Here is a 20,783-nt window from a genome sequence, read left to right as displayed (position 1 = left end):
GTCCTCACCTTTCGGGCGCCGGGACTCGGCCCGGGAGTTCGGGCCCCGCGGTGGGCAGGTACCGCCCGATGAAGAGTTTGTAGGCGGCGCCGCCGACCAGGCCCCCGATGATCGGGCCGACGATCGGCACCCAGAAGTAGAGGTTCCCCCACTGGTCCCGCCAGGCGGTGCCGTATCCCGTGATGTAACTGGCCAACCGGGGCCCGAAGTCACGCGCCGGGTTGATCGCGTACCCGGCGTCGGTGCCCCACGCCATGCCGATCGCCACCACGACCAGGCCGATGATGAACGGGGCCATGTTGGCGCCGGGCGGGTTGTTCAGCAGATCGGTGATGGCCAGGATCAGCATCAGCAGGATCGCGGTGCCGATCACCTGGTCGCGGAACGCGCCCCACTCGTGCACCCCGAAGGCGACCGAGCCGTTGCCGGGCAGTGTGGAGAAGACGCCCTGTGTTTTGATGGTGTGGCCCGGGTCGGCGTGCCCGAGCACTTCTGTGTAGTTCCAGCGTACGAGCAGCGCGGCGGCGAAGGCGCCGGCCGTCTGCGCCACGATGAAGGGCACGACCTTCTGCCACGGGAAACCCTTGAAGACCGCGAGGGTCAAGGTCACCGCGGGGTTGATATGGGCGCCGCTCAGCCGTGCCGCCGTGTAGACGCCGAGCGTGACGCCCAGTCCCCACGCCCAGGCGATGCTGTCGTGGTCGCCCAGCCCGCCCGGCGGTACGGTCAGCGCTCCGCCGGCCACCACCTGGGCGACCACACCGGTGCCGAACAGGATGAGGATCATCGTCCCCGCGAACTCCGCCGACATCTCGCCGACCAGCGCTGGGACGCGTGCCCGTGTCGCCGCCATGGATACCTGCTTCCCGCCGGCCGTACGACGACGGCCGGCTCTGGCTCGTCCTGCTCCCCCCTGCTGTCGTTCTCTGCTGCTCCCTCACACCGAACCACGCTGCGCCGCCCCCCGGCGCGCGCAGCTGAGCCGTCCGGACGACGGGTACGGGTCGGGGAAGCGGACGAGCCGCGCGCGTGCTAGGGGGCACCCCGAAGGCTCACAGTCGGGCCGCGCGCCGGGTGAGTGCATGGTTGCGCTCACGTCACCTCGTGCCATGGAGTGGAAACCCGGCGTTCCTATGGTCGGCACCACATTCCGACAAGGGAGGCCTGATGAGTCGCTGGATCGAGCAGTGGGACCCCGAAGACGAGCGGTTCTGGAACGAGGGCGGCGGCAAGCGTGTCGCGTTCCGCAACCTGGTGTACTCCGTGCTCTCCGAGCACATCGGCTTCTCCGTGTGGAGCCTGTGGTCGGTGATGGTGCTGTTCATGGGGCCCGCGTACCACGTGGACCCGGCCGGGAAGTTCTTCCTGGTGGCCACGCCGACGCTGGTCGGCGGCGTGCTGCGGGTGCCGTACACCTTCGCGGTGGCCAGGTTCGGGGGCCGCAACTGGACCGTCGTCAGCGCGCTGCTGCTGCTGGTGCCGACGATCACCGCGTCCTTCGTGGTGAAGCCGGGGGTGTCGTACACCACCCTGATGATCGTCGCCGCGCTCACCGGCGTCGGCGGCGGCAACTTCGCCTCGTCCATGACGAACATCAACTCCTTCTACCCGCTGCGGCAGAAGGGCTGGGCCCTCGGGCTGAACGCCGGCGGCGGCAACCTCGGGGTGGCCGCGATCCAGTTGATCGGCCTGCTGGTGATCGCGACCGCCGGCGCCACCCACCCCCGGATCGTTCTGGCGGTCTACATACCGCTGATCGTCGTCGCGGCCCTGCTCGCCGCGCTGTACATGGACAACCTCGTCCCGGTGAAGAACGACACCGGTGCCGCGATCGCCGCGGCCCGCGACCCGCACACCTGGATCATGTCGTTCCTCTACATAGGCACCTTCGGGTCCTTCATCGGCTACAGCTTCGCCTTCGGCCTGGTGCTCCAGAACCAGTTCGGCCGCACCCCGCTGGACGCCGCCTACCTCACCTTCATCGGGCCGCTGCTCGGCTCGCTGGTCCGGCCGATCGGCGGCCGGCTCGCCGACCGGTTCGGCGGTGGGCGGATCACGCTGTGGAACTTCCTGGCGATGGCCGCGGCCACCGGTCTGGTGGTGGCCGCCTCCCAGCAGCGGTCGCTCGCCCTGTTCCTTCCCGGCTTCATCGCGCTCTTCGTGCTCAGCGGGATCGGCAACGGGTCCACGTACAAGATGATCCCCGGCATCTTCCACAAGAAGGCAGAGGCCAAGGGGCTCACCGGGGAGGCCGCGGCGGCCTGGGGGCGGCGGCTGTCCGGTGCCTCGATGGGGCTGATCGGCGCGGTCGGGGCGCTCGGCGGCGTCGGCATCAACCTCGCCTTCCGGGAGTCCTTCCTCACCCGGCAGACCGGGACGCCCGCCTTCGTGGCCTTCCTCGCCTTCTACGCGCTGTGCTTCCTCGTCACCTGGGCCGTATACCTGCGGCGGCCCGCGAGTACGCCGCAGGGGGCCGAGCAGTCCGAGCCCACCGGGGCAGCGGCGTACGCGGAGGTATGACGAACCACCCAGTCCGTAACATTTGGGAAATCCAGGTGAACCGAACCCGACACCCCGCCTTGGGACTATGCCATTCTGCGGCGGGGTGGCCGGGGCGGCGGCAGCCGGGCCCGGGACGGCCTCCGCCGCGCACGAGCAATCCGGTAAAGTGGGGCATAGTCATGCACACCAACAGTTTTTCCGAGCCCGGTGCGGTGCCGCCGCTGGCGGGTTTCACCGTCGGCGTGACCGCGGCCCGCCGGGCGGACGAGCTGTGCGCGCTGCTGGAACGGCGCGGCGCGGCGGTGCTGCGGGCGCCGGCCCTGCGGATCGTGCCGCTCTCGGACGACGTGGAGCTGCTGGCCGCCACCAAGCGGCTGCTGGACGAGGCCCCGGACGTGGTGATCGCCACCACGGCGATCGGGTTCCGGGGGTGGGTCGAGGCGGCCGACGGCTGGGGGCTCGGAGAGGCGCTGCTGCGGCGGCTCGGCGAGGTGGAGCTGCTGGCCCGCGGGCCCAAGGTGCGCGGCGCGGTCCGCGCGGCGGGGCTCGTCGAGGCGTGGTCGCCCGCTTCGGAATCCATGGCGGAGGTGCTGGACCGGCTGCTCGACCAGGGCGTCGAGGGGCAGTGCGTCGCCGTACAGCTCCACGGCGAGCCGCTGCCCGGGTTCAGCGAGTCGCTGCGCGCGGCGGGCGCCACGGTGGTCGCCGTCCCGGTCTACCGGTGGCTGCCGCCGGAGGACATCGGGCCGGTGGACCGCCTGCTCGACGCGGTGTTCGGACGGTGTCTCGACGCGGTCAGCTTCACCAGCGCGCCGGCCGCGGCGTCCCTGCTGGCACGGGCCGAGCACCGGGGACGCCTCGACGAACTGCTGGACGCGTTCCGCAGCGACGTGCTGCCGGCCTGCGTCGGACCGGTGACCGCGTTGCCGCTGCAGGCGTACGACGTGCCGACGAGGCAGCCGGAGCGGTTCCGGCTCGGGCCGCTCGTGCAGCTCATCGCCAGTGAACTGCCCGGGCGGGTGCGGCCGTTGCCGGTCGCCGGTCACCGGGTGGAGATACGCGGGCACGCGGCCGTGGTGGACGGCGTGCTCCGGCCCGTGCCGCCGGCCGGCATGGCGCTGCTGCGGGCGCTCGCGCGGCGGCCCGGCTGGGTGGTGGGCCGCGGCGACCTGCTGCGCAGCCTGCCCGGCGCCGGACGCGACGAGCACGCCGTCGAGACGGCGATGGCCCGGCTGCGGACCGCCCTCGGCGCCCCGAAGCTCATCCAGACCGTCGTCAAGCGGGGCTACCGGCTCTCCCTCGACCCGCACGCGGAGGGCAAGTACGCCGAGGGTCCGTCCTAGAGGGCCTGTCTGACACATCCCGTCTGCCCCGCGGTGCCCGGCACGCACGCTCGCTGCGTGTCGGAAGCGTCGGAGCAGGCCCGCTACGCCCACTGCGAGGGCGGCCCTCCGCCGTGCGATCGCACGCACCGGACACCGCGAGCCCCGCCCCGCGGGCGGACGGCGCCATGCGTCATACAGGCCCTGGCGCCGCGTCGGCCGCGTCGGCTGGGTTCTCAGGGTTTGCCGCGTCGCGACGCCCGGCACGGCACCCCGCGGTGTTGCCGCACCGACCGGACCCACGACGGGGCCGATCCGGCGCCCCGCGACGCACCCGTACCGGACACCGCTCCCTGACGGGCGAACCCTGACTGACGCGACACTAGCCCGGGCGGCGTGGGCCCGGGCACTCTGGGGGGAGGGTGACGGGTGGTGCGGGAAGGCGGGGCCATGCGGTTCGACGGTGGGCGGGTGTCCTTGGACCTGGTGGCGACCCGGGCGGGCAGGCAGCCCGTGAGGGAGAGGATCGGGACGACGGACCGGCTCGCGGAGTGGCTGTACGGGGCTCACCTGGTCCCCAGGGGCACGCCGCTCGCGCTGGACGAGACGGCACTGCCCCGGTTCACCGCTCTGCGCGACGTCGTGCAGCGGCTGGTCACCGCCGAGCTGACCGGCCGTCCGCCCGCGGCGGCGGATCTGGCCGCGCTCAACGAGGCCGCCCGTGCCGCGCCGCCCGCGCCCAGCGTCGTACCGGGGGTCGACGGCACCCTGACCAGGGCGCTGGCCACCGCGCCCAGCTGCGAGGCGCTCCTGGCCGCGGTGGCGCGGGACGCCGTGGACCTGTTCACCGACCCCGTCGCCCGCTCCCAGCTCCGCCGCTGCGAGGGCGAGAACTGCACCCTGGTCTACCTGGACACATCCCGGGGCCGGCGCCGTCGCTGGTGCAGCAGCGAGGTCTGCGGCAACCGCGAAAGGGTCGCCCGGCACCGCCGCCGGGCGACCACCCTCACCACTCACCGGCTCTGACAGGAACCCGGAAAACCGTCGCGAACCCGGAGATCCGTACCGCGGGCGCGCCTGCCCGGTGCCGAGCCGGCCGCGTCCGTGGCGTCGGGTGTGCAGAAGCCCGCAGGTCGCGTACGGTTGCAGGCTGCCCCACGCGCGGCTTCCAGCGCGCGGGCACGTACGAAGAAGGGGGTCCTGCGTGGCCGCGCAGACCGTGACACCGGGGGTTCGGGACCAGGAGATCGCCGCCGAGCAGGCGCACCTGGACCGGGTGTACCGGCGCCTTGAGGAGAAGATCCACGAGGCGGAGTTCCTGATGAGCGACGCCGCCCAGCGCGGCCAGGTCGGCACGCCCGGCGCGCTGGCCGAACGCGACGCCCAGGTCTTCCGGGCAGGCGTCCATCTCAACCGGCTGAACAGCGAGTTCGAGGACTTCCTGTTCGGCCGGATCGACCTGCTGCCGGGCAAGGACGGCAAGAAGGGCGCCGACGGCGCGTACACCTCCGTCGATCCGGCGGACGACGCCGTACGCCCCGACCGCACCGCGGACATCGCCGAGACCCTGCACATCGGCCGGATCGGCGTACTCGACACCGACTTCACGCCGCTGGTGATCGACTGGCGCGCGCCCGCCGCCGCGCCCTTCTACCGGTCCACGCCGGTCGCCCCCGGCCGGGTGGTGCGCCGCCGGGTGATCCGCTCCAAGGGCCGCCGCGTGCTCGGGGTCGAGGACGACCTGCTGCGCCCGGAACTGACCACCGGGCTGCCCGTGATCGGCGACGGTGCCCTGATGGCCGCGCTCGGCCAGGCCCGCACCCACACCATGCGCGACATCGTCTCCAGCATTCAGGCCGAGCAGGACGTCGTCATCCGGGCGTCCGCCGCCTCCGTCACCGAGGTGACCGGGGGCCCCGGCACCGGCAAGACCGCGGTCGCCCTGCACCGGGCCGCGTACCTGCTCTACCAGGACCGGCGCCGGTACGCCGGCGGCATCCTGTGCGTCAGCCCGACCCCGCTGCTGGTCGCGTACACCGAGGGGGTGCTGCCGTCGCTCGGCGAGGAGGGCCAGGTCGCCATCCGCGCGGTCGGCTCCCTGGTGGACGGTGTGACGGCGGACCTGTACGACGATCCGGCGGTCGCCCGCATCAAGGGGTCGCTGCGGATGCAGAAGGTGCTGCGCAACGCGGCCCGCGGCTGCCTGGAGCTGGGCGAGGACCGGCCCACTACGCTGCGGGTGGTCGCGTTCGGCCGCCGCCTGGAGCTCTCCGAGCAGGAGCTGACCGCCGTCCGGCAGCAGGCGCTCGGCGGCACCGCGCCGGTCAACCTGCTCCGGCCCCGCGCCCGCCGGCTGCTGCTGGACGCGCTGTGGCGCAAGACCGGCCGCCGCTTCGACGACGCCGAGCTGGCCGCCGAGGAGCGCCAGGGCTTCGACGAGGACATCACGGGCGAGCAGGTCTTCACCGACTTCCTGGACGCCTGGTGGCCGCTGCTGACGCCGCGCGGCGTGCTGGCCGCCCTCGCCGACGAGAAGCGGCTCGCCCGCTGGGCCCGGCGGGTGCTGACCCCGCCCGAGGTGCGCCGGGTGGCGCGTTCGCTGCGCCGGTCCGGCACCTCCGTGCACGATGTGGCGCTACTGGACGAGTTGGAGACCCTGCTCGGCGCCCCGCCGCGCGAGCGCAAGCGTGAGATCGACCCGCTGGACCAGCTCACCGGCCTGGAGGAGCTCATGCCGCAGCGCGGCGAGACCCGCCGTGAGCGCGCCGACCGGCTGGCCCGGGAACGCACCGAGTACGCGCACGTCATCGTGGACGAGGCGCAGGACCTGACGCCCATGCAGTGGCGGATGGTCGGCCGCCGCGGCCGTACCGCCACCTGGACGGTGGTCGGCGACCCGGCGCAGAGCTCCTGGACGGACATGGACGAGGCGGCCCGCGCCCGCGACGAGGCCCTCGGCACCCGCCCGCGCCGCCGCTTCACCCTCACCGTCAACTACCGCAACCCCGCCGAGATCGCCGAGGTCGCCGCCACCGTCCTCGCCCTGGCCATGCCCGGCACCCGGGTACCGCGCGCGGTCCGCTCCACGGGACTGGCCCCGCGCTACGAGGTGGCCGGCGACGACCTGGGCGCCGACGTGCGGGCCGCCGCCGAGCGGCTGCTCGGCGAGGTGGACGGCACCGTCGGCGTGGTCGTGGCGATGAACCGCCGCGCGCAGGCACGCGGCTGGCTCGACGGACTCGGCGAGCGGGTGGTGGCGCTCGGCAGTCTGGAGGCCAAGGGCCTGGAGTACGACGCCACCGTCGTCGTCTCGCCCGCGGAGATCGCCGAGGAGTCGCCCGCGGGTTTGCGGGTCCTGTACGTGGCCCTGACCCGGGCCACTCAGCGGCTCACCGTACTGGCGGGGGAGCGGGACCTGCCGGACGCGGACGGCGTGCCGGATCTGCTCAGGCGCGACTGACCGTCGGCGCGAACAGGCGCCCCCTCCCGGAGGAGGGGGCGCCCCACGTTCACGACACCGACCCGCCATGCTCGCCTCGCGGCAAGTGGGCGCTCGAAGCGCCTAAGGTTGGGCCCGGGGGCTTGGATCGAGCCGGTGCCGTACCCCAGGCTAACAAACCGTTCCCCCAACCTCTTCCCGCACGCCGGAAATCCTGCCTGTCACCCGTCCGGCCACGCTTCCTCCCCCGGCCGGTTTACTCCTACCCACCGGTAGGTGCAACCATCGACGGGACTTACGCGCACCACCGCACGCAAGCAGGATCCGGAGGAAGGTCGTCATGGCAACGGCGCCGAGTGTCTCGTACTCGATCACGGTGCGGCTGGAGGTTCCCGCCAGCGGGACCGCGGTCAGCCAGCTCACCACCGCGGTCGAGGCCTCCGGCGGCTCGGTCACCGGTCTGGACGTGACCGCCTCGGGGCACGAGAAGCTGCGCATCGACGTCACCGTGGCGGCGACCTCCACCGCGCACGCCGACGAGATCGTCGGCAAGCTGCGGCGCATCGAGGGTGTCGTCATCGGCAAGGTCTCCGACCGTACGTTCCTGATGCACCTCGGCGGCAAGATCGAGATGGCCTCCAAGCACCCGATCCGCAACCGTGACGACCTGTCGATGCTCTACACGCCCGGCGTCGCCCGGGTCTGCATGGCCATCGCCGACAACCCCGACGACGCCCGGCGGCTGACCATCAAGCGCAACGCGGTGGCCGTGGTCACCGACGGCTCGGCCGTGCTGGGCCTGGGGAACATCGGCCCGAAGGCGGCGCTGCCGGTGATGGAGGGCAAGGCGGCACTGTTCAAGCGGTTCGCCGGCATCGACGCCTGGCCGCTGTGCCTGGACACCCAGGACCCTGACAAAATCGTCGAGATCGTCAAGGCCATCGCCCCCGGCTTCGCCGGCATCAACCTGGAGGACATCTCCGCGCCCCGCTGCTTCGAGATCGAGGCGCGGCTGCGCGAGGCGCTGGACATCCCGGTCTTCCACGACGACCAGCACGGCACCGCCATCGTGGTGCTGGCCGCGCTCACCAACGCGCTGCGCTGTGTCGGCAAGGAGATCGGCTCGCTGCGGGTGGTGATGTCCGGCGCGGGCGCGGCCGGCACCGCGATCCTCAAGCTGCTGCTCGCGGCCGGTGTCAAGCACGCGGTGGTCGCCGACATCCACGGCGTGGTGCACGCCCGGCGCACGGACCTGGTGGGCGCCGACCCCGGCTCCGCACTGGGCTGGATCGCCGACAACACCAACCCCGAGGGCGTCACCGGCACCCTCAAGGACGCCCTGGTCGGCGCCGACGTCTTCATCGGCGTCTCCGCGCCCGACGTGCTGGACGGCTCGGACATCGCGCGGATGGCGGAGGGCGCCATCGTCTTCGCGCTGGCCAACCCCGACCCCGAGGTGGATCCGGCCGCGGCCCGCGAGACCGCCGCCGTGGTGGCCACCGGCCGCAGCGACTTCCCCAACCAGATCAACAACGTCCTGGTCTTCCCCGGTGTCTTCCGCGGCCTGCTGGACGCCCAGTCCCGTACCGTCAACACCGAGATGATGCTGGCGGCCGCCCGCGCGCTGGCGGCCGTCGTCGGCGACGACGAGCTCAACCCGAACTACATCGTCCCCAGCGTCTTCAACGACAAGGTGGCCGGCGCCGTCGCCGACGCCGTACGGGACGCCGCCCGGGCGCAGGGCCCCGCGGTCGTGGCCGGCGGCGCCGGGCCGGTACCGGCCTGAAAACCGGCGCAGGAGGACCGGCCAAGGTTTGGTGACGGAGCGTGCGGTACTCGTTCCGATGTGAAACAGCTCACCGAAATCGGATTCCTAGCGTGGACCTGGTCACGACAATGCGTCATCACCGGCCTTGCGGGCCCCTCTTTTCCACGACTCGCGCGGGCGGGCGATTGGCTTTCCCCCCATATATGGGGGCAGGATGCACACCTGGGCAGTGAGGCACACAGCAACAGCTTCGAGCTCGCGCCCCCATGGCAGAAAGAACACGGGAGTACAGATATGAACCGCAGTGAGCTGGTGGCCGCACTGGCAGACCGCGCCGAGGTGACCCGCAAGGACGCCGACGCCGTTCTGGCCGCGTTCGCCGAGACCGTCGGTGAGGTCGTGGCCAAGGGTGACGAGAAGGTCACCATTCCCGGCTTCCTGACCTTCGAGCGCACCCAGCGTGCCGCCCGTACCGCCCGCAACCCGCAGACCGGCGAGCCGATCAACATCCCGGCGGGCTACAGCGTGAAGGTCTCTGCGGGCTCCAAGCTGAAGGAAGCCGCCAAGGGCAAGTAAGTCCCGGGCAGGCGCCCCGTGACATTGAAGGGGCGGCCGTTCTCCCTGCCCGGGGAACGGCCGCCCCTTTGGCGTGCCCGCGTTCTGCAATCGGTCTTCCTGCGCACTCGCTCCGCGGGTGACCTCGTTCCTCGGCCGCCCGCTCCGCGAGCTCGGGGCGTCAGCCCTCCGGCGTACGTACCGCCCGCTCAGGCCACCGCGGCCGGCGCCTGCTCCGGGAGCTCGATGTGCGCGCCGAGCCCCTCCAGCTTCGACAGGAAGTTCTCGTAGCCGCGGTTGATCAGGTCGATGCCGTGCACCCGCGAGGTGCCCTGCGCGGCCAGCGCCGCGATCAGGTACGAGAAGCCGCCTCGCAGGTCCGGGATGACCAGGTCGGCGCCCTGGAGCTTGGTCGGCCCGGAGACGACCGCGGAGTGCAGGAAGTTGCGCTGCCCGAACCGGCAGGCGCTGCCGCCCAGGCACTCGCGGTACAGCTGGATGTGCGCTCCCATCTGGTTGAGCGCGGAGGTGAAGCCGAGCCGCGACTCGTACACCGTCTCGTGCACGATCGACAGCCCCGACGCCTGGGTGAGGGCCACCACCAGCGGCTGCTGCCAGTCGGTCTGGAATCCGGGGTGCACGTCCGTCTCCAGCGCGATAGCGTTCAGCGGGCCGCCCGGGTGCCAGAAACGGATGCCCTCGTCGTCGATCTCGAAGGCGCCGCCGACCCTGCGGTAGGTGTTCAGGAACGTCATCATCGACCGCTGCTGGGCGCCGCGGACATAGATGTTGCCTTCGGTCGCCAGTGCCGCGCTCGCCCAGGAAGCCGCTTCCAGGCGGTCCGGAATGGCGCGGTGTGTGTAGCCGCCCAGCTTGTCGACACCGGTGATCCGGATCGTGCGGTCGGTGTCCATGGAAATGATCGCGCCCATTTTCTGCAGGACGCAGATGAGATCCTCGATCTCCGGTTCGACGGCCGCGTTCGACAGCTCGGTGACGCCTTCGGCGAGCACCGCGGTCAGCAGCACCTGCTCGGTGGAGCCCACCGACGGGTACGGCAGCCGGATCTTGCAGCCGCGCAGCCGCTGCGGGGCCTCCAGGTACTGGCCGTCCGCCCGCTTCTCGATGGTCGCGCCGAACTGGCGCAGCACGTCGAAGTGGAAGTCGATCGGCCGGCCGCCGATGTCACAGCCGCCCAGGCCAGGGATGAAGGCGTGGCCGAGCCGGTGCAGCAGCGGGCCGCAGAACAGGATCGGGATACGGGACGAGCCGGCGTGCGCGTCGATGTCGGCCACGTTGGCGCTCTCCACCCGCCTCGGGTCGAGCACCAGCTCACCGGGCACCTCGCCGCTGCGCACCGTCACACCGTGCAGTTGCAGCAGGCCGCGCACCACCCGTACGTCCCGGATGTCGGGGACGCCCAGCAGTCTGCTCGGCTCGCTGCCGAGCAGTGCCGCGACCATGGCCTTCGGTACGAGGTTCTTCGCACCTCTGACCTTGATCTCGCCTTCCAGCGGGGTTCCGCCATGGACAATCAGTACATCGGCGATGTCGGTCATGGATCTCGCGATCGTCGGAACGGTCATACGGGCACGGTGACGCGCGGCCGAGGGGTACGTGGCCGCGTGGTAACCAAGACGAAATGGTAATGCGCTTGACGGTCAACCGCCGTTGCCCCCCCGCGCGGCGCGGCGATGCGGGATCATGTGGACCATGACCGAGGTGTCCTCGCTCACCGGACGACTGCTCGTCGCCACACCGCGTCTGGCGGATCCCAACTTCGACCGGGCGGTGGTACTCCTCCTCGACCACGACGAGGAGGGGTCGCTCGGTGTCGTTCTCAACCGGCCGACCCCGGTGGGCGTCGGCGACGTGCTGGAACCGTGGGCCGCCCTCGCGGTCGCCCCGCAGGTCGTGTTCCAGGGCGGTCCGGTCTCGCTCGACTCCGCGCTGGGCCTGGCCGTCGTGCCCGGCCAGACGCGCCAGTACGACGACGACGGCGACGACGGCGACCTGCTGGGCTGGCGGCGGGTGCACGGCGCGATCGGCCTGATCGACCTGGAGGCGCCGCCGGAACTGCTCGCCGCCGAACTGGGCTCCCTGCGGATCTTCGCCGGATACTCCGGCTGGGGTCCGGGTCAGCTGGAGAAGGAACTGGTCGACGGCGCCTGGTACGTGGTGGAGTCCGAGCCGGGTGACGTGTCCTCGCCCGCCCCCGAGAAGATGTGGCGCTCCGTGTTGCGACGACAGCGCAACGAGTTGGCGATGGTGGCGACGTATCCCGACGATCCGTCTCTCAATTAGGCTTGACGGTCATGAGCACTCTTGAGCCCGAGCGCGGGACGGGAACCGGCACCCTGGTCGAGCCGACTCCGCAGCTCTCCCACGGTGACGGCGACCACGAGCGCTATGCGCACTACGTCCAAAAGGACAAGATCATGGCGAGCGCGCTGGAAGGCACGCCCGTCGTCGCCCTGTGCGGCAAAGTCTGGGTCCCCGGCCGCGACCCGAAGAAGTATCCGGTCTGCCCCATGTGCAAGGAGATCTACGAGGGCATGCCACTCGGCGGCGGCGACAAGGACAAGTCCGGCAAGGGCAAGAACGCGTAGCCGTCCCCGGGGCCGCCCGTCCCTCCCGGTGCGCCGCCGGGTGCGGCGACGCCGTGGCCGAGCGCGCGGTTCGCCGCTTCCTGCGGGGCGCGTCCGCACTCCGGGGTCGGCGGAATCCGGCTCGGCGGGTCCCGGTGCGCCGGCGGGTGCGGCAATGTCTCCTGCGGGGCGCGTCCGCACTGCGGCACCGAGCGGAGCCCCGCTCGGCGGGTCCCGGTGCGCCACCGGGTGCGGGGACGCCGTGGCTGAGCGCGCGGTTCGCCGCTCCCGTGCCGGGGCACTGGCTTCGTAGCGGCTGACAGGGGAGGACGTGAACGGCGGCGAGGGTGACGGCGGCGCGTTCGGCGCGGCGGACGCGCCCGACGACGACGCGAGCAGCGGCGAGCGGGTGCACGCGCTGGTCGGGCAGGGCCGCTACGCCGAGGCGCACGCACTGGTCAGCGACGCGTTCGTGGAGCGCAACGGCAGCGCGGGCTACCTGCTGCGCGCGTGGGTCCTCGCCCAGGAGAAGCGCGCCCCCGAAGCCCGGGAGGCGGTGGACTGGGCGCTGGCGATCGCCGGGCCCGCCGAGGCCGCGGACGTCTTCGTGCTGGCCGGGGTGGTGCTGCTCTCCCTGGACGAGGCGCACGCGGCGCTCACCGTGGCGCTGCGCGCCGGCGGCGCCGACCCGGACGGCTGGGAGCCGTCGGTGCTGCTCTCCGACGTCTACCGGCGGCTCGGCCGGGTCCCGGACGCGGTGGCCGCCGCCCGCCGGGCCGTGGCCCTCGCCCCGCCGGAGGCCGAGGCCCAGGTGGCGCTGGCCCGCTCGCTGACCTCGGGGCGCGGACTGCTCGGCCGGATACCCCGACGGCACCGCCCCGAGCACCAGGCGGCGGTCGAGCGGGCCCTGCTGCTCGGCGCCGACCCCAGTGAGCTGACCGCGCCACGCGGTGGCGCGGTCGCCGGAGTCGTCGCGCTCGTGCTGCTGGTGGGCGTGCAGCTCTTCCGGATCGAGGGCGGCAATCCGTGGCAGCTGGTCGCCGCCGGTGTGGCGGTGGCCGCCTCCACCGGGGTGGTCGCGGTGCTGCTGGTGTCGGCGCGCCGCAGCAGCGGTACGACGCTGCGGCAGCGGCTGCGCGGCATCCGCGCCACCGTGCGCACCGAACTGGCCGCCGATCCGGGGCTGCGCCGCATCCGCGAGATCAACGCGGTGGCGGCCGTCCCGCTGGTCCCGCTGCTCACCACCGCGCTGCCCGCGGACCGGGCCGGCGAGGGCCACCCGTGGCCGCAGTGGGCGGTCGCGCTGGCCACCTGCGCCGCGCTGCCCCTGCTGCTGCTTCTCGCCCTCGCGGTGCGCTGGTGGTACGGGGGGCCTTTCGCCCGGCGCGCCTTCCTGGGCAGCCGGCTCGGCCGCTTCCACCTCACCGGCGCGGCGGCCCTGCTCACCACCACCCTCGCCCTGTCCGTGACCCACACCACCGCGAAGCCCCCGTGGACCGCCCTCCTGCTGGCCCACCTCACCTGGTTGGTCCTGGCCACCGCGACCACCGCCGTTCCCGCGGCGCGGGCGAGGGCCGAACGTATCCGGGCGTTGTGACTCCGCCGGTCGGGTTGCGCGGGGGGTGTGCCGGCCTGTGGTCGGCGTGCCGCGCCGGGGGCGTGCCGGTCGCACTCGCAGCTCGTTCGGCCGTCCGGCGGTCACCCGCCGGACCGGCGGAAGCCGGTCAGCCCTGCGCCGTTCAAACCCCTCGTTCTGGTCCACGTCCATGGTCCGCTTTCGGGGCAGGATAAATCCCATGGATCTCATCCCCCGCCCCAGCCGCGCCACCGCCCGCGCCACCGGCGGGTACTTCACGCTGGAGCCCGGGACCGTACTGGCTGCCGGGCCCGGGACGGAGGCGACAGCGCGGTGGCTGCGGGCGACGCTGGGCGCGGCCACGGCGCTGGCGTTCGCGCCCGGGGAGCGGTCGCCGGCGGGTGTCGTACGTCTGGAGGTGGACGAGACCGTGCCCGGCGGCCCGGAGGGCTACCGCATGACCGTGGACCCGGTGTCCGGCGTGCGGATCACCGGCGGCGGACCGGCCGGCGTCTTCTGGGGCGCCCAGAGCCTGCGCCAGCTCCTCGGGCCCGACGCCTTCCGCCGCGCACCGCTCGATTTGCGGCGCGAGTGGCGGGTGCCCGCCTGCCGGCTCCAGGACGCCCCCCGCTTCGGCTGGCGCGGCCTCATGCTCGACGTGGCACGGCACTTCATGCCCAAGGACGTCGTCTTCCGCTACCTGGACCTGATGGCCGCCCACAAACTCAACGTCCTCCACCTCCACCTCACCGACGACCAGGGCTGGCGGGTGGAGATCACCCGGTACCCCCGCCTCACCGAGGTCGGCGCCTGGCGGGAACGCACCAAGGTGGGCCTGCGGGAGTCGCGGCTGTGGGACGAGCGCCCGCACGGCGGCTACTACAGCCAGGCGGACATCCGCGAGATCGTCTCGTACGCCGCCGAGCGGCACATCACCGTCGTCCCCGAGATCGACATCCCGGGCCACTCGCAGGCGGCCATCGCCGCGTACCCGGAACTCGGCAACACCGATGTCGTCGACACCACCGCCCTCCCCGTGCTGACCAGTTGGGGCATCAACCCCAACGTACTGGCACCCACCGACACCACCCTGCGCTTCTACGAGAACGTCTTCACCGAACTGCTCGACCTCTTCCCCGGCACCTTCGTCCACGTCGGCGGCGACGAGTGCCCCAAGGAGCAGTGGCGCCGATCGCCCGCCGCGCGGGCCCGGATCGCCGAACTCGGCCTGGCCGACGAGGACGAGCTGCAGAGCTGGGTCATCCGCCACTTCGACCGCTGGCTCGCCGACCGCGGCCGGCGGCTGATCGGCTGGGACGAGATCCTGGAGGGCGGGAGAGGGGCCCGAGAGCGCGTCCCTGCCGGAAACGACGAGGAGCGGGGAGCGAGGCGGGGGCACCCCCGGCCGGAGGCCGGGGGAGAGCGACCGCACGACCAGGACCTCCCGCGGACTTCGTCCGCTGGTACACCCGGACAGGGGCCGGCGGCGCCCGGAGGCGAGACGACGGAATTCGGTCTGGCGCCCGGCGCCGCGGTCTCCTCGTGGCGCGGTTACGCGGGCGGCGTCGCGGCGGCCAAGGCGGGCCACGACGTGGTGATGTGCCCGCAGACCCATGTCTACCTGGACTGGCGGCAGTCGGAGGACCCCGAGGAGCCGGTGCCGGTGGCGCACGCGCGCAGCTTGGCGGACGTCTACCGGTTCGAGCCGGTGCCGGGCGGGTTGAGCCCGGACGAGGCGTGCCGGGTCATCGGCACACAGGCCAACCTCTGGACCGAGGTGATGGATTCGGTGCGGGTCGTGGACTACATGGCCTTTCCGCGGCTGGCTGCCTTCGCCGAGGTCGCGTGGTCCGCGCTGCCCGCCCCCGACCAGCGGGACTGGCCGGACTTCGAGCGCCGGATGCGATCCCACTACGCCCGCCTGGACGCCCTCGGTGTGGAGTACCGCCCGCCCGGCGGACCGCGTCCCTGGCAGCGCCGGCCGGGGGTGCCCGGACGCCCGGTCCCGGGTCCGCCCCCGATCGTGTGACTGATGACCCGACCTCCGCGACACGTCGGTACGGCGGACCCCCGTACTATGCCAACGGCCCAGAAAACATGTCAATTCCGGCCATGTCGTGCGATACCCGCAGAGCGGTATGATCACCCGCATGGCGGACGGATCGGTACTTCGTAGACCCTCGCGTCGGCTGCCGGGCAACATGTGCCAGAGTTGCCACGTCCGGGCTGGCAGCACGTACGGTACGGCTACCGCGTGACGGAGGTAGGCCGGGAAGGGGCAGCGGCGTGAGCACGTATGCACGGGAGGCGGCGGAGAACGTCACGCTGCCGTCCTCGCTCGACGAGGCGGTGGCGGCGCTGGCCGCCATGCCCAGTGCCGTGCCCGTTGCCGGTGGCACCGACCTGATGGCGGCCGTCAACTCCGGCCTGCTGCGCCCCGCCGCGCTGGTGGGCCTGGGCCGGATCAGCGAGATCCGCGGCTGGCAGTACGCGGACGGCGCGGCGCTGCTCGGTGCCGGTCTCACCCACGCCCGGATGGGCCGCCCCGACTTCGCCGCGCTGATCCCCGCGCTGGCCGCCGCCGCCCGCTCCGCCGGACCCCCGCAGATCAGAAACGCCGGCACTCTCGGCGGCAACATCGTCTCCGCCGCCCCGACCGGCGACGCGTTGCCGGTCCTGGCCGCGCTGGAGGCGAGCGTGATCGTGGCCGGCCCGGACAGCGACCGTGAACTGCCGGTCAGTCACCTGCTCACCGGCATGGACCCGTTGCGCCCCGGCGAAGTGCTCGCCTTCGTCCGCATCCCGCTGCTGCACGCCCCGCAGACCTTCCTCAAGGCCACCGGGCGGACCGGTCCGGGCCGGGCGATCGCCTCCGTCGCGCTCGTCGTCGACCCCGCCCGGCGCCAGGTGCGCTGCGCGGTCGGCGCGGTCGCACCGGTCCCGCTGCGCCCGTTGGAGGCCGAGCAGTGGGTGGCCGGGCTGATCGACTGGGACGGCGAGCGCAGCCTCGCGGGGGAGGCGTGCACCGCCTTCGGGGAGTACGTGGCGGCGGCCTGCATCCCCGACCAGCCGGGGCTCGAACTGCCGCCCGCCGCCGTCCAGCTCCGACGTACCGTGGCCGCACTGTCCCGCCGAGCGCTCGGGAGGGCCCTGGCATGACCGACCAGCCGCAACCGCCGGGCACGCCCGGCACCTCCGGAGCGTGGCAGCCCGTGCCCGGAGGCGGGGACTACGACCCCGACCAGACCATGCACGTCTCCTTCGCCGCGCAACTCCCGCCGCAGCCGCGGCCCGGGGAGGACCCGCTGGGCGCGCACGGCCCGGTGGGACCCGACACCTTCCCCGACCCGTCGCCGCCCGCCGAGAACGACCCGGCCACCCAGTGGTCGATCCCGGTCATCAGGGACGACACGGACGGCGACTCCGGGGAGTACTCCGTCGGGATCTTCTCCCCGCCCTCGTGGGACCAGGCGCCCTCACCCGCCGCCCCCACGCAGTCGTCGTTCCCCGCGGGGATGTTCGGGCAGGGCGCCGCGGCGGCACAGGCCGCGCAGGCAGCCGCCGCCGCGCACGGCACCCGGCCCGCCGAGCCCGCGACGGGCTCCGGGGAGCAGCTGAACCCCACCGGCCAGTGGCCGATCCCCTTCACCGGGCCGGAGGGCGGCGACGCCGTGCCCTGGCTGCCCGCGCACGCCCCGGCCGCCGACGCCGCCTGGTCGGCGGTGGTGGACGACCCGGAGCGCGTGGACGCGGCGGCCCCGCACCCCGACGACGCGGCTGCCGCCTCCCCGCACCTGAGGGACAGCGGCCCGCCGGACGACGGCTTCCCCGACGACGGCTCCCCGGACGCGCAGTTCGCCGCCGAGGCCGACACGTCCTTCGCGCCCGGCGGCGCGGGGGCCGCGCACGACTCCGGCGAGGGTTACGACGCGGGCGAGCGGTATGACACGGGCGAGAGCTACGAGGCCGGCGGCGGCTACCACGCCGACGAGCCCGGGGAGGCCCGGTACGACCGGACGCCCCCCGAGCGCACGGAGCCGGCCGGTCACCCGGACGTGCCCGAGCCCCCGGCGGCGGAGGCCGACGCGCCCCGGCCGGCCGGCGAGGACGGCGCCTTCGCCGGGGACGAGGACGGTCCCCTCCCGGTGGACGACGACGGCGCGTTCGCCCCCGGCGCAGGGCCGGAGACCGAGGCAGGGCCGGAGACCGAGGCCCGGCCGGCACCGGACGACGAGCCCGAGCCCGCACCCGAACCGACCCGCAGCGAACACCCGCTCGCCTCGTACATGCTGCGGGTCAACGGCGCCGACCGGCCGGTCACCGACGCGTGGCTCGGCGAGTCGCTGCTGTACGTGCTGCGGGAGCGCCTGGGACTCGCGGGCGCCAAGGACGGCTGCGAGCAGGGCGAGTGCGGGGCCTGCTCGGTGCAGGTGGACGGCCGGCTGGTGGCCTCCTGCCTGGTGCCCGCGGCCACCGCGGCGGGCAGCGACGTGCGTACCGTGGAGGGCCTGACGGTGGACGGCCGCCCCTCCGACGTCCAGCGGGCGCTGTCCGACTGCGGCGCGGTGCAGTGCGGTTTCTGCATTCCCGGCATGGCGATGACCGTCCACGACCTGCTGGAGGGCAACCACAAGCCGACCGACCTGGAGGTACGCCAGGCGCTCTGCGGCAACCTCTGCCGCTGCTCCGGCTACCGCGGAGTGCTCGACGCCGTACGCCAGGTCGTCGCCGAACGCGCGACGGACGAGGACGGCGACGCCGACGACCAGGCCCGCGTGCCCCACCAGGGCGGCGTCGTATGAGCGTCATCGAAGGCGCGGGGGCCGCCATGGACAGCCTGGCCGGCGCCCCCGTACCGCACGGCATCGGCGTCTCCGTGCCGTCCGCCGACGCGCTCGTCAAGACGCAGGGCACCTACCCCTACGCGGCCGACCTGTGGGCCGAGGGCCTGCTGTGGGCGGCCGTGCTGCGCTCGCCGTACCCGCACGCCCGGATCACCCGGATCGACACCTCCGAGGCGGTCGCGATGCCCGGCGTGCGGGCCGTGGTCACCCACGAGGACGTGCCCGGCGACGCCATGCACGGCCGCCGGGTCGCCGACCGCCCGGTCTTCGCCCAGGACCTGGTACGCCATCACGGCGAGCCGATCGCCGCGGTCGCCGCCGACCACCCCGACACCGCGCGGCTGGCCGCCGCCGCGATCCTCGTCGAGTACGAGGTGCTGGAACCGGTCACCGACCCGGAGAAGGCGTTCGCCGCCGAACCGCTGCACCCCGACGGCAACCTGATCCGGCACATCCCGCTGCGCTTCGGCGACCCGGAAGCGGTCGGCGAGGTCGTCGTGGAGGGCCTGTACCGGGTCGGCCGCCAGGACCCGGCCCCGATCGGCGCCGAGGCGGGCCTGGCCGTGCCCCGCCCGGACGGCGGCGTGGAGCTGTACGTCGCCTCCACCGACCCGCACGCCGACCGCGACATGGCCGCCGCCTGCTTCGGCCTGGAGGCCGACCGGGTGAAGGTCGTGGTCACCGGAGTGCCCGGCGCGATGGGCGACCGGGAGGACTCCGGCATCCAACTGCCGCTCGGCCTCCTGGCGTTGAAGACCGGCTGCCCGGTGAAGTTCGTGGCCACCCGGGAGGAGTCGTTCCTCGGCCACGCCCACCGCCACCCCACGTTGCTGCGCTACCGCCACCACGCGGACGCCGAGGGCCGCCTGGTCAAGGTCGAGGCGCAGGTCCTGCTGGACGCGGGCGCGTACGCCGACGCCTCCTCGGACGCGCTCGCCGCCGCGGTGGCCTTCGCCGCCGGGCCCTACGTCGTCCCGCACGTCTTCGTCGAGGGCTGGGCGGTCCGCACCAACAACCCGCCTTCCGGGCACGTGCGCGGCGAGGGCGCCCTCCAGGTCTGCGCGGCCCACGAGGGCCAGATGGACAAGCTCGCCGCCAAACTCGGCCTGGAACCGGCCGAGATCCGCATGCGCAACGTGCTGGCCACCGGCGACCTGCTGCCCACCGGCCAGACCGTCACCTGCCCGGCCCCCGTCGGCGAGCTGCTGAACGCCGTCCGCGACGCCGACCTGCCGCCGCTGCCCGACGGCGAGGACGAGTCCCAGTGGCTGCTGCCCGGCGGCACCTCGGGCGCGGGCGAACCCGGCGCGGTGCGCCGCGGCGTCGGCTACGCGCTCGGCATGGTCCACGTGCTGGGCGCCGAGGGCACCGACGAGGTGTCCACCGCGACCGTACGCGTCCACGACGGGCGCGCCACGGTCATCTGCGCGGCGGTCGAAACCGGCCAGGGCTTCTCCACCCTGGCCCGGCAGATCGTGCAGGAGGTGCTGGGCGTGGAGGACGTACGCGTGCTGCCGTCCGACACCGACCAGCCGCCCGCCGGGCCCGCCGCGGCGCTGTGGCAGGCGGTCTCGAAGGGGCCGTGCGCCGCGCGGGCGGCCTCGGCGTCGCGGATCGAGGCGGTGCCGAGCGCCTCGGGCCGGACATGATTGGCGTGCTGGCTCCAGATCAGGCGCTGGAAGAACTCGACGGCGACGATCGGCCAGCCGGTGACGTCGCGCGCCATCTGTTCGAGCGCGGCCGCCGTACCCTTCGCCTGCCGATAGCCCAGCGTGTTGGCGATGAAGGCCCTGAGGCCCGCCTCGCCGCCGCCGATGTCGCGCAGCGCACGCGCCCCGACCAGCGCAGCTAAATAGGGGATCGCCCAGGGCTCGCAGGTCTCGATGAACCAATTGTCGTAGAGCTGCGCAACATCGTCCTCGACGGCGAGCACCTGCTCACCGACGACCCGGAGCAGATCGCGCAACGGGTAGTTCTGCTCCGCGTCGCGGTCGCGATAGATCGGCGGCAGCAGTTGGTAAAGGCCGTCGAGCCGTTCGGGATGAATCATGGTTTGATCTCGTTGAGGTTGAGCGTGCCTCCCACTTCCGGGGCAAAGATCGCGAGCTGGGCCGGTCGCAGGGAGTCGTTGGGGGCAAACGTGTCATGAATCGGCACCGAGGATTGTGGCGGATCGTCCGGAAGCGGCT

General features: G+C 73.2%; 15 protein-coding genes and 1 pseudogene. 14 read left to right on the top strand and 2 right to left on the bottom strand.

The genetic code is table 11. The annotated features are described in order from the left end of the window. Positions 1–4: 4 nt before the first annotated feature. Entirely contained in the window at positions 5–853 is an 849-nt protein-coding gene (locus VIW71_RS18800; protein WP_331623508.1) for an MIP/aquaporin family protein, read from the bottom strand. 311 nt (positions 854–1,164) lie between these two features. On the opposite strand from VIW71_RS18800, the gene VIW71_RS18795 reads away from it, so the two are divergent. The 6 genes from VIW71_RS18795 to VIW71_RS18770 all read left to right on the top strand — a co-directional run bounded on the left by VIW71_RS18795 (position 1,165) and on the right by VIW71_RS18770 (position 9,607). Continuing rightward, entirely contained in the window at positions 1,165–2,520 is a 1,356-nt protein-coding gene (locus VIW71_RS18795) for a nitrate/nitrite transporter (RefSeq protein ID WP_331623517.1), read from the top strand. A gap of 161 nt (positions 2,521–2,681) precedes the next feature. Continuing rightward, complete coding sequence (locus VIW71_RS18790; protein ID WP_331623507.1) at positions 2,682–3,845, top strand: uroporphyrinogen-III synthase; 1,164 nt, start codon at positions 2,682–2,684, stop codon at positions 3,843–3,845. Positions 3,846–4,274: 429 nt separating this feature from the next. Next, positions 4,275–4,850: a CGNR zinc finger domain-containing protein gene (locus tag VIW71_RS18785; RefSeq protein ID WP_331623506.1), complete on the top strand. Its 576-nt coding sequence runs from the start codon at positions 4,275–4,277 to the stop codon at positions 4,848–4,850. A 178-nt stretch (positions 4,851–5,028) separates the two neighbouring features. Continuing rightward, a complete protein-coding gene (locus tag VIW71_RS18780; RefSeq protein WP_331623505.1) occupies positions 5,029–7,284 on the top strand; it encodes a HelD family protein in 2,256 nt (751 codons plus the stop codon). Between the two features lie 319 nt (positions 7,285–7,603). Continuing rightward, positions 7,604–9,049 (top strand): NAD-dependent malic enzyme, encoded by a 1,446-nt coding sequence (locus VIW71_RS18775; protein ID WP_331623504.1) that lies wholly within the window; start codon positions 7,604–7,606, stop codon positions 9,047–9,049. Between the two features lie 276 nt (positions 9,050–9,325). Further along, a complete protein-coding gene (locus tag VIW71_RS18770) occupies positions 9,326–9,607 on the top strand; it encodes an HU family DNA-binding protein (RefSeq protein WP_331623503.1) in 282 nt (93 codons plus the stop codon). A gap of 188 nt (positions 9,608–9,795) precedes the next feature. On the opposite strand, the gene murA is transcribed toward VIW71_RS18770, so the two are convergent. Beyond that, positions 9,796–11,145 carry a UDP-N-acetylglucosamine 1-carboxyvinyltransferase gene (murA, locus tag VIW71_RS18765; protein ID WP_331623516.1) on the bottom strand — a complete coding sequence of 450 codons (1,350 nt, stop codon included), beginning with the start codon at positions 11,143–11,145 and terminating at the stop codon, positions 9,796–9,798. Positions 11,146–11,299: 154 nt separating this feature from the next. On the opposite strand from murA, the gene VIW71_RS18760 reads away from it, so the two are divergent. The 8 genes and pseudogenes from VIW71_RS18760 (at position 11,300) to VIW71_RS18725 (ending at position 20,446) form a co-directional block, all read left to right on the top strand. Beyond that, positions 11,300–11,890, top strand: a complete 591-nt coding sequence (locus tag VIW71_RS18760) for a YqgE/AlgH family protein (RefSeq protein ID WP_331623502.1) — start codon at positions 11,300–11,302, stop codon at positions 11,888–11,890. 11 nt (positions 11,891–11,901) lie between these two features. Further along, on the top strand, positions 11,902–12,195 hold the full coding sequence (locus VIW71_RS18755) for a DUF3039 domain-containing protein (protein ID WP_331623501.1): 294 nt from the start codon (positions 11,902–11,904) through the stop codon (positions 12,193–12,195). 310 nt (positions 12,196–12,505) lie between these two features. After that, complete coding sequence (locus tag VIW71_RS18750) at positions 12,506–13,771, top strand: tetratricopeptide repeat protein (protein ID WP_331623500.1); 1,266 nt, start codon at positions 12,506–12,508, stop codon at positions 13,769–13,771. 199 nt (positions 13,772–13,970) lie between these two features. Beyond that, positions 13,971–15,779, top strand: a complete 1,809-nt coding sequence (locus VIW71_RS18745; RefSeq protein ID WP_331623499.1) for a beta-N-acetylhexosaminidase — start codon at positions 13,971–13,973, stop codon at positions 15,777–15,779. Between the two features lie 257 nt (positions 15,780–16,036). After that, positions 16,037–16,909, top strand: a complete 873-nt coding sequence (locus VIW71_RS18740; RefSeq protein ID WP_331623498.1) for an FAD binding domain-containing protein — start codon at positions 16,037–16,039, stop codon at positions 16,907–16,909. Further along, positions 16,906–18,552: a (2Fe-2S)-binding protein gene (locus VIW71_RS18735; RefSeq protein WP_331623497.1), complete on the top strand. Its 1,647-nt coding sequence runs from the start codon at positions 16,906–16,908 to the stop codon at positions 18,550–18,552. Before VIW71_RS18740 ends, VIW71_RS18735 begins: the two co-directional genes overlap by 4 nt. A gap of 26 nt (positions 18,553–18,578) precedes the next feature. Beyond that, a pseudogene (locus VIW71_RS18730) lies at positions 18,579–20,213 on the top strand (xanthine dehydrogenase family protein molybdopterin-binding subunit); the annotation flags it as partial. A 26-nt stretch (positions 20,214–20,239) separates the two neighbouring features. Beyond that, a complete protein-coding gene (locus VIW71_RS18725) occupies positions 20,240–20,446 on the top strand; it encodes a hypothetical protein (RefSeq protein ID WP_331623496.1) in 207 nt (68 codons plus the stop codon). Positions 20,447–20,783: the final 337 nt, after the last annotated feature.

Source organism: Streptomyces sp. (assembly GCF_036524955.1).
Lineage (GTDB): Bacteria > Actinomycetota > Actinomycetes > Streptomycetales > Streptomycetaceae > Actinacidiphila.
The sequence above is the reverse complement of the archived record's forward strand: the minus strand, read 5'-3'. Positions and strand labels throughout refer to the sequence as shown.